This is a genomic window from Streptomyces sp. NPDC031132, from assembly GCF_055570595.1.
The window spans coordinates 142,795-150,951 of the sequence record NZ_JBVIGX010000013.1 but is presented as its reverse complement, the minus strand read 5'-3'; the positions used below and the strand labels follow the sequence as shown (position 1 = coordinate 150,951).

The following is an 8,157-nucleotide window of genomic DNA, read 5'->3' as shown; positions in this document are numbered from 1 at the left end:
TCTTCCTCTCCCTCCCCCCCCCCCCCCCCCAACCCCCCCCCCCCCCCCCCCCCCCCCCCCCCCCCCCCCCCCCCCCCCCCCCCCCCCCCCCCCCCCCCCCGGCTCCGTACGCCACGCGCAGGGCCTCAGGGGCCGCTCTGCGCGGCCAACTCCCGCGCCGCCTCGGTCAGGTCCTTCGCCGTGTCGATCGCCCGCCAGTAGGCCCCCTGTGGCAGCGGAAAGCCCGCCAGCCGCCGCTCCCGCGCCAGCCGCGGGAACGTCGTACGCTCGTGATCACCCAAGTCCGGCAGCAGCGCCGCGAATTCGGGACCGAAGACGTACACGCCCGCATTGATCAGATACGGCGACGGCGGCGACTCGATGAAGTCCAGCACCTGCCCGAACTCGTTGGTCTCCACCGCACCCCACGGAATCCGCGGCCGCGCCAGCGCCAACGTCGCCGTCGCCCCCCGCTCCGCATGGAACGCCGCCATCTCGCGCAGCGAGAACCGCGTCCAGACGTCCCCGTTCGTCGCGTACCAGGCCCGCTCCGGATGCGGCAACTGCCGGGCCGCGAACTTCAGCCCACCACCCCGCCCCAACGGCTCCTCCTCCACCACCGTCGTCACGCGCAGCGGCAGGTCCGCCTCGGCCAACCAGTCCTGCAACACCTCCGCGAGATGCCCGCACGACACCACGGCGTCCGTCACCCCCTCCGCCGCCAACCACGCCAGCTGATGCCCGATGATCGGCACCCCGGTCCCCGGGATCTCCACCATCGGCTTCGGCCGGTCGTCCGTATACGGACGCAGCCGCGAACCCTGGCCACCCGCCAACACGACTGCCTGAGCAGGCGCCTGAGCGAGGGAAGCCGGGAACGCGGCCGCGGAAACGGAGAAGCGGGACACGGGAGGAACGTCGGTCATGGCCGTCAGCGTAGAGGCCCCGACCCGGAAGAGTACGGCGACGCCCGTCAGCCCATGGAGGCGACACCGGTCGCGTACGCGGTGTCGCACACGGGACGCGCGAAGGACTGCGCCTTCGTCGGACCGTACGCATCCACCGCAGCCCGGCCCAGCGCCCGCGCGATCCCCACGCAGTGCTCGGCCAACGACGGCCGCCGGTCCACCTCCCGCTGGAGGTGCGTCAGTACGTCACCCGGCGTCTCGCCCTGCTGCAGCTCACTCAGCAGCTTGTCGCGCAGCACGTCCTGCGCGGCGCGCGGCTTCGCGGGGACGGACACGTCCTCGGCGGAGGCGGTCAGGATCTGGGAAGGGGTGTTGTCCGCCCAGGGGACCATGGTGACCGCGAGGGTCCCGGACAGGACCAGGACGACGGGCAGGACCAGGGCGAGGGATCGGCCGATACGGCGGGCAGTGTGGGTCACGAGGGCGAGAGTAGCGCTCGGTGAAGATTTGGCGACATTTAGTCACCCGGTCGGGGGATGGTTCGATGTGGCTTTTCGAATTAAGGGTTGACGAGTGGGGCCGAATGGCCCGGTCTGCCCCGGATGCGAACAGGGGCGCCCCGGGAAGGAGCGCCCCTGTCCGTCATGCTCGTCCGGCGTGTTAGTCGGAGAGCCGCTCACCCGAAGACGTCGAAAACACGTGGATCTCACCGGCCCGCGGCACCACGTGCAGCGTCGAGCCCTTCTCCGGCACCTGGCGGCCGCCCACGCGCACCACGATGTCCTGACCGCCCTCGGCCTCGGTGGTCCGGCCGTAGACGTAGCCGTCGGCGCCGAGCTCCTCGACGACGTTGACCGTGATCGTCAGACCGCCCTCGCTGCCGACGTCGAAGTGCTCCGGGCGCACGCCGACCGTGACGGTACGGTCGCCCGCGTCCGCGGCGACGGACAGCGCCTCGCGCGAGACCGGGACCACGGTCTCGCCGAACTTCACGCCGCCGTCGGCGATCGGGACCTCGACCAGGTTCATGGCCGGGGAACCGATGAAGCCGGCGACGAACAGGTTCGCCGGACGGTCGTACATGTTGCGCGGGGTGTCGACCTGCTGCAGCAGACCGTCCTTGAGAACCGCCACGCGGTCGCCCATCGTCATGGCCTCGACCTGGTCGTGGGTGACGTAGACGGTGGTGATCCCGAGGTCGCGCTGGAGCGCCGCGATCTGGGTACGGGTGGACACGCGCAGCTTGGCGTCGAGGTTCGACAGCGGCTCGTCCATGAGGAACACCTGCGGCTTGCGCACGATGGCACGGCCCATGGCGACGCGCTGGCGCTGACCACCCGAGAGCGCCTTCGGCTTGCGGTCGAGGTACTGGGTGAGGTCGAGCATCTTCGCCGCGTCCTCGACCTTCCTGCGGATGGTCGCCTTGTCCTCGCCGGCGATCTTGAGCGCGAAGCCCATGTTGTCGGCGACGGTCATGTGCGGGTACAGCGCGTAGTTCTGGAACACCATCGCGATGTCCCGGTCCTTGGGCGGCAGGTGCGTGACGTCGCGGTCGCCGATGCGGATGGCGCCGCCGTTGACGTCCTCCAGGCCGGCCAGCATGCGCAGCGAGGTGGACTTGCCGCAGCCGGAGGGCCCGACGAGGACGAGGAACTCGCCGTCCTCGATGTGCAGCTCGAGCTCGTCGACGGCGGGCTTGTCGCCGCCGGGGTACAGCCGGGTCGCCTTGTCGAAAGTGACAGAAGCCATGGTGATGAATCCCTTCTACCGGCAGGAACGTGCCGGACGATCCGAGTGGAAGGTCTAGTCCAGTAATCGGACTTCCGCCCGACGCTACCTGCCCGATCCCGTCCTGTCAGCACCCCTGGGACGGTGACTTCCGCCTCTGTCGGCGGCATCTGCTTGGCTGCCGGCCATGAGCGTCCACGAGCTGATCCGCGCCCTGCCCGACATCCCCGTCCTCCGCGCCCGCTGCCGGGCCACGGCGGCACTGATGGACAACGGATCGGGCGACGAGTACGCGATCCTCTTCACGGCGGACGGGGCCTTCGGCCGCGGGTTCGACCACGAGTCGCGGATGAGCCCGTACGCGAACGAGGACAGGGCGCTGTGGCCCGGGCTGGTGGACACCCTGCCCGAGGTGTTCCGGCCGCTGCTCGCGGAGCCGGCCTTCTGCGACGACGGCATGCCGGTGGCCACCGCGGTGTTCTGGCGGAGACCGCCGACACCGCCTGGCGGGCGGGCCCGGTGGAGATCCCCGCGGACTCGGACGACGGCACGGGCCACCTCTTCGGCGTCCTGGCGGCGGGCACCCCGGAGGCCTACCGCGAGTTCGCCGAGGACTACTACGAAACGCCCCTCGACCCGGAGGCGATCGAGCACGTCTGGAACCTCCGCCCCCTGACGGAGCCCGTCCTGAAGGCTCGGTGGCTTGGCAGAGCGCTTGACTTTTGGCCGGCAGGGGCAGAGCACCACATTTCCTGCCCCTGTGCCGCCCTCGCGGGCGAGCCTTCCTGTTTCACCGTCGGTTGCCGTCCGGTGCGGCCCTGAGGACCGCACCGGACGGGCTGACACAGACTCCACAGGCGAGAAGACCGACGGCCCGTCGGCCCGTATGCATGCGCGGCCTACGCCGCAACGACGCACTCCGGCAGTTCCGAAGCCCTGATGATCGATGGCACGCCCCGCCCCGGCGGTAGCGCCATCGCCACCGACCAGTACAGCCGAAGCCCTTCGTCCCGCAGATTCACCGCGGCGTTCACATCCCGATCGTGAACGACCCCGCACTCTCCGCATCTCCAGGACCGGACCGACACGTCGAGCCGCTCCCCCTTCGCGTGGCAGAACGAACAGCGACGCGTCGACGGGAAGAACCGGTCCACGATCACCAGCGTGCGGCCGTACCACTCGCACTTGTAGCGCAGCATGCGCAGCAACGCGCCCCACGCCGCATCGGTGATCGACTGGTTGAGCTTCGCCTTCCGACGACGGCCGGTCCCCGAGGCGGACCGCATCAGGTTCGCGACCGGCAGGTCCTCCACCGCGAGCACTTGGTTCTTGCGCACGAGGCGGGTGGTGAGCTGGTCGAGCCCGTCCTTTCGGACGTCACTGATCAACGCGTAGAGCCTGGCGATCTTCTCCCGGACCTTGCCGCGATTGCTCGACCCCTTCTGCTTGCGATGCAGCTCCTTCTGAAGCCGCGCCAGCTTCTTCTCGTACTTCTTCAGCAGCCGGGGGTGTTCCACAGTGCGTCCGTCGTCCGTCGTCACGAGGGCAGCCAGGCCGAGATCGAGGCCGACGGCCTTGGGAGCGCTCGTGCCGGGGACGAATGCGGCGGGCAGCGGTGCGATCTGCTCCTCCACGAGGGCGTACAGGAAGAACCGGCCCGCGCGGTCGCGGGTCACCGTCAGCTTCACCGGCGTTACGCCCGCCGGCAGCGGACGGGACCAGCGCACGTCCAGCGGCTCGGTCTGTTTGGCCAAGGAGATGAGCCCCGTCCCCGGCCGTTCGGGGTCCTCTCGCCAGCGGAACCCAGTGCGGACGTACGTTGCCGAATCCCGGGATCGACGCTTCTGCTTCAGCTGTGGGTGCTTCGCCGCTCCCCTGAAGAAGCGGGTGAAAGCGGCGTCGAGATGGCGCAGCGACTGCTGGAGAACGGTCGAGGACACGGCCTGGAGCCACGCGGTCCCTTTGGCCTGCCTCCACCCCGTGAGAGCCCGGAACGTCTCGGCGAAACCGACCGAGACGCGGTGGTCCCGCCAAGCGTTGGCGCGCAGGGCGAGGCCCTCGTTGTAGACCCACCGGCAGGCGCCGAACGTCTGCACCAGCTGCTGGGCCTGTATTTCGGTCGGATAGAAGCGGTAGCGGTACACCCGCTGCTGCGTTCCCGGTTCCTTCACCCGGCTCTTGAGCGGTTTGGCGGCGCGCTCACGGTGCTTGCGCCGGTCGGGGATGCCCAGGACCTCGCGCTTGACGCGCTTGGCCTCAGCGCCCACGATGCGCGCCTCTTGCTCGGTGGCCTCGGCCACGACCCCTCCCCAGCCCTACGGTCCGATAGTCGGACGTGCACTCCAGTCCGTAGAACGAACATGGGGGCGAGAGGGTCACGCCTCGTCGGAAAAGTTCTTCGCGGCTCGGTCTCGGGGCTGTGTAAAGTGAGGGCGATTCTGTGCGCTGTGCAGTGTCACGTGTGCCGCCTTAGCTCAGTTGGCAGAGCAGGGTACTTGTAATGCTCAGGTCATCGGTTCGATTCCGATAGGCGGCTCCATCCCAGGTCAGAGGTTTGCTGAACCGAGGGATTCGTACAGAAGTGGAAGGCCCCGGACCGTTGAGGTCCGGGGCCTTTCGTGTGTCAGTGGCGGCCCGAGATGCGGTTGGCCAGGCGGGCCAGGGGGGTTGTCGTCGGGGTGTGGGTCGCGGATTCGTGGCGGTCCGCCTCGCGGTAGGCCGCGTAGAGGGCCTGGACGCCGAGCCAGCGGAAGGGCTCCGGCTCCCAGCGGCGGACGCGGTGGTCGACCCAGGGGAGGGTGGTCAGGTCCGAGGGTTCGCCCAGGACCAGGTCGCGCAGCGTGCGGGCCGCGAGGTTGGAGGTGGCGACGCCCGAGCCGACGTAGCCGCCGGCCCAGCCGAGGCCCGTCGTGCGGTCCAGGGTGACCGTGGCGCACCAGTCGCGGGGGACGCCGAGGACACCCGACCAGGCGTGGGTGATCTCCACTCCCGTGAGGAGCGGGAAGAAGGACGTCAGGAGGTTCGTGAGCGACGTGATCGTCGACCGCTGCGTGGTGCCGTCGGTGTCCGTGCGGGAGCCGAAGCGGTACGGGACGCCGCGGCCGCCGATCGCGATGCGGTCGTCGGCGGTGCGCTGGGCGTACATGTAGGCGTGGGCCATGTCGCCGAGGGTGCAGGCGTCCGACCAGCCGATGCGGGACCAGACCTCGGGCGGCAGCGGGGCCGTCGCGATCATCGACGAGTTCATCGGGAGCCAGGAGCGCTTCTGGCCCTTGAGGGCTGCGGTGAAGCCCTCCGTGCAGCGCAGGACGTAGGGGGCGCGGACCGTGCCGTACGGGGTGATGGCCCGGCGGGGGGTGATCTCGGTGACGGGTGTGGATTCGTGGATGACGACGCCGAGGCGTTCGCAGGCGGCGGCCAGGCCCTTGACGAGCTTGAGGGGGTGGATGCGGGCGCCGTGCGGGGTCCAGCTGGAGCCGACGGCGTCCGCGATGTCGATGCGGGCGCGGGTGTCGGTGGCGTCGTAGAGCTCGCGGTCGCTTTCGCCGAAGGCGAGTTCGGCGGTGTGGAAGGCCTTGAGGCGGCTGAGCTGGGCGGGGGTGCGGGCGACTTCGAGGACGCCGCCGCGGTGGATGTCGGCGTCGATGTCCTCCTTGGCGGCGACGTCGATGACTTCGGTGACGGTGTCGTTCATGGCCTGTTGGAGGCGGAGCGCGGCCTGGTGGCCGTGGAGTTCGGCGTAGCGGTCGCGTCCGGCGATGCCGTTGTAGAGCCAGCCGCCGTTGCGGCCGGAGGCTCCGTAGCCGCAGAACTTCTGCTCGAGGACGGTGACGCGGAGGTCGGGGGCGGCGGTCTTGAGGTAGTAGGCGGTCCACAGGCCGGTGTAGCCGCCGCCGACGATGACGACGTCGGCCGTGGCGTGGCCGGTGAGGGGTGCGCGGGGTGGTTGGGCGGGGGTGTGGTCCGTCGCGTACCAGAAGGAGATGCCGCCGTTGATCGTCATGGGGGAGTTGGTACACGGGGTTCCGGAGGGGTGTCCAGGTGCCGGATGTCGGGTTTCGGGGTGGGTGGGGTGGCCTTTTGGCTGGTGTGGCGGGGGCGGGTGCCCCGTTAGGGTGACGGCGGGGGTTTTGTCATGGTTCTGGGAGGTTTGGTTGATGGTGGGCGTGCGTAGGGCAGGGCGCGCGGGGCGTGTCGTCGGTGCGGTCGTGGTGGCGGCCCTGCTCGGAGGGGCGGTGGAGGACGTGGCGGACGGGGCCGGGGAGCTGGACGAGGAGCAACTGGCGGTGGCGGAGGTCCTGCTGGGCCGGCGGTGACGGACGCCCGCCCGCCCTCCTCGGCGGAACCGGGGGCGTTCTAGGCTGCCGGCATGATCCGTAGCGCCGTTGTCGAAGACGTCCCCGTCATCCACGCCATGATCCGCGAGTTGGCGGAGTACGAGAAGGTGCCGCACGAGGCGCGGGCCACGCAGGAGCAGTTGCGGGAGGCGCTGTTCGGGGCGCGGCCTGCGGCGTTCGCGCACATCGCGGAGACGGAGGACGGGGAGGCCGTCGGGTTCGCGGTGTGGTTCCTGAACTTCTCGACGTGGCGCGGGGTGCACGGGATCTACCTGGAGGACCTGTACGTGCGGCCGGGGGTGCGCGGTGGCGGGCACGGGAAGGCGCTGCTGGCGGAGCTGGCGCGGATCTGTGTGGAGCGCGGGTACGAGCGGCTCGAGTGGGCGGTGTTGAAGTGGAACGAGCCGACGATCGCGTTCTACGAGGCTTTGGGTGCGCGGCCGCAGGACGAGTGGTCGGTGTACCGGTTGACGGACGGGCCGCTGAAGAGGCTCGGCTCGGCGCAGGGCTGAGGCTGCTGCGCCGAGCCGGTGGGGTGCGCCGTCGTCAACCGGTGATCTTGGCGGTGAAGGCGTCGAGGTGGGTGCGGGCGCGGTCGATCTTCTCGGGGAGGGTGAGGGTCTCCTCGTGGTGGCCGGCGCGCAGCTTGGGCTGTCGCTTGCCCCGGATGTAGAGGGAGCAGGCGAGGTCGGCGCAGACGTAGATGCCGACGGTGTTGCCCTCGCGGCCGCGGGTCCCGGCGAGGGGGGCGACGAGGAGGGAGACGCCGGAGGCGGCGTGGCCGGTGAGGCAGATCTGGCAGACGCTGGATTTGAGGGCGCTCGTGCGGCTGGTGCCGGGGACGCGCAGGGTGATGCCGACGGGGGTGCCGTCGGCGTCCTGGCGTACGAGGTGGGCGCGGAGCGGGGCGCCGGGGTCCACCCAGCCGAGGAAGTCGAGGTCTTCCCAGGGGAGTTCGCCGAAGTCCAGGGGGAGCTTGAGGCGTGCTGCCTCGCCCTTGGTGCAGTTCACGAAGGACGAACGGATCTGTTTCTCGGTGAGGGGGTCCACGTCGGGGGACGGTACGTGGGGGTACGGGCTGCTGTCATCCGATATTACCGGCGGGGCGGGGGGCGTCCTCAGGGGCTCGAGGGCGACGTTGCCGGTGGTGGCGGGGGATTCGAGGGGGCGGTGGGCGGCGGCCGGCGGCTGCCGTTGTCAGTGGG

General features: G+C 70.3%; 8 protein-coding genes and 1 tRNA gene. 3 read left to right on the top strand and 6 right to left on the bottom strand.

Translation table 11 applies throughout. The features are described 5' to 3' along the window. Window positions 1-125 precede the first annotated feature (125 nt). From ACZ49B_RS21185 to ACZ49B_RS21170, 4 genes are all read right to left on the bottom strand, one after another. Window positions 126-905 (bottom strand): nucleotidyltransferase family protein, encoded by a 780-nt coding sequence (locus ACZ49B_RS21185; RefSeq protein WP_468308059.1) that lies wholly within the window; start codon window positions 903-905, stop codon window positions 126-128. 47 nt (window positions 906-952) lie between these two features. Then, entirely contained in the window at window positions 953-1,366 is a 414-nt protein-coding gene (locus ACZ49B_RS21180; RefSeq protein WP_468308056.1) for a hypothetical protein, read from the bottom strand. 181 nt (window positions 1,367-1,547) lie between these two features. After that, window positions 1,548-2,636, bottom strand: a complete 1,089-nt coding sequence (locus ACZ49B_RS21175; RefSeq protein ID WP_468308054.1) for an ABC transporter ATP-binding protein — start codon at window positions 2,634-2,636, stop codon at window positions 1,548-1,550. 878 nt (window positions 2,637-3,514) lie between these two features. Further along, complete coding sequence (locus tag ACZ49B_RS21170) at window positions 3,515-4,915, bottom strand: RNA-guided endonuclease InsQ/TnpB family protein (protein ID WP_468308051.1); 1,401 nt, start codon at window positions 4,913-4,915, stop codon at window positions 3,515-3,517. Between the two features lie 163 nt (window positions 4,916-5,078). Here ACZ49B_RS21170 and ACZ49B_RS21165 point away from each other — a divergent pair. After that, window positions 5,079-5,154 (top strand) — tRNA-Thr (locus ACZ49B_RS21165). Window positions 5,155-5,238: 84 nt separating this feature from the next. Here the strand turns inward: ACZ49B_RS21165 and ACZ49B_RS21160 are convergent. Next, window positions 5,239-6,618, bottom strand: coding sequence for an NAD(P)/FAD-dependent oxidoreductase (locus ACZ49B_RS21160; protein WP_468308048.1), 1,380 nt, complete (start codon window positions 6,616-6,618; stop codon window positions 5,239-5,241). 163 nt (window positions 6,619-6,781) lie between these two features. Between ACZ49B_RS21160 and ACZ49B_RS21155 the strand changes: the two genes are divergently transcribed. Next, complete coding sequence (locus ACZ49B_RS21155; protein WP_468308046.1) at window positions 6,782-6,931, top strand: hypothetical protein; 150 nt, start codon at window positions 6,782-6,784, stop codon at window positions 6,929-6,931. A 53-nt stretch (window positions 6,932-6,984) separates the two neighbouring features. Continuing rightward, window positions 6,985-7,464 (top strand): GNAT family N-acetyltransferase, encoded by a 480-nt coding sequence (locus ACZ49B_RS21150; protein WP_468308044.1) that lies wholly within the window; start codon window positions 6,985-6,987, stop codon window positions 7,462-7,464. A gap of 34 nt (window positions 7,465-7,498) precedes the next feature. Here the strand turns inward: ACZ49B_RS21150 and ACZ49B_RS21145 are convergent, their stop codons facing one another. After that, window positions 7,499-8,002, bottom strand: coding sequence for an FBP domain-containing protein (locus ACZ49B_RS21145; protein ID WP_468308042.1), 504 nt, complete (start codon window positions 8,000-8,002; stop codon window positions 7,499-7,501). Between the last annotated feature and the right edge of the window lie 155 nt (window positions 8,003-8,157).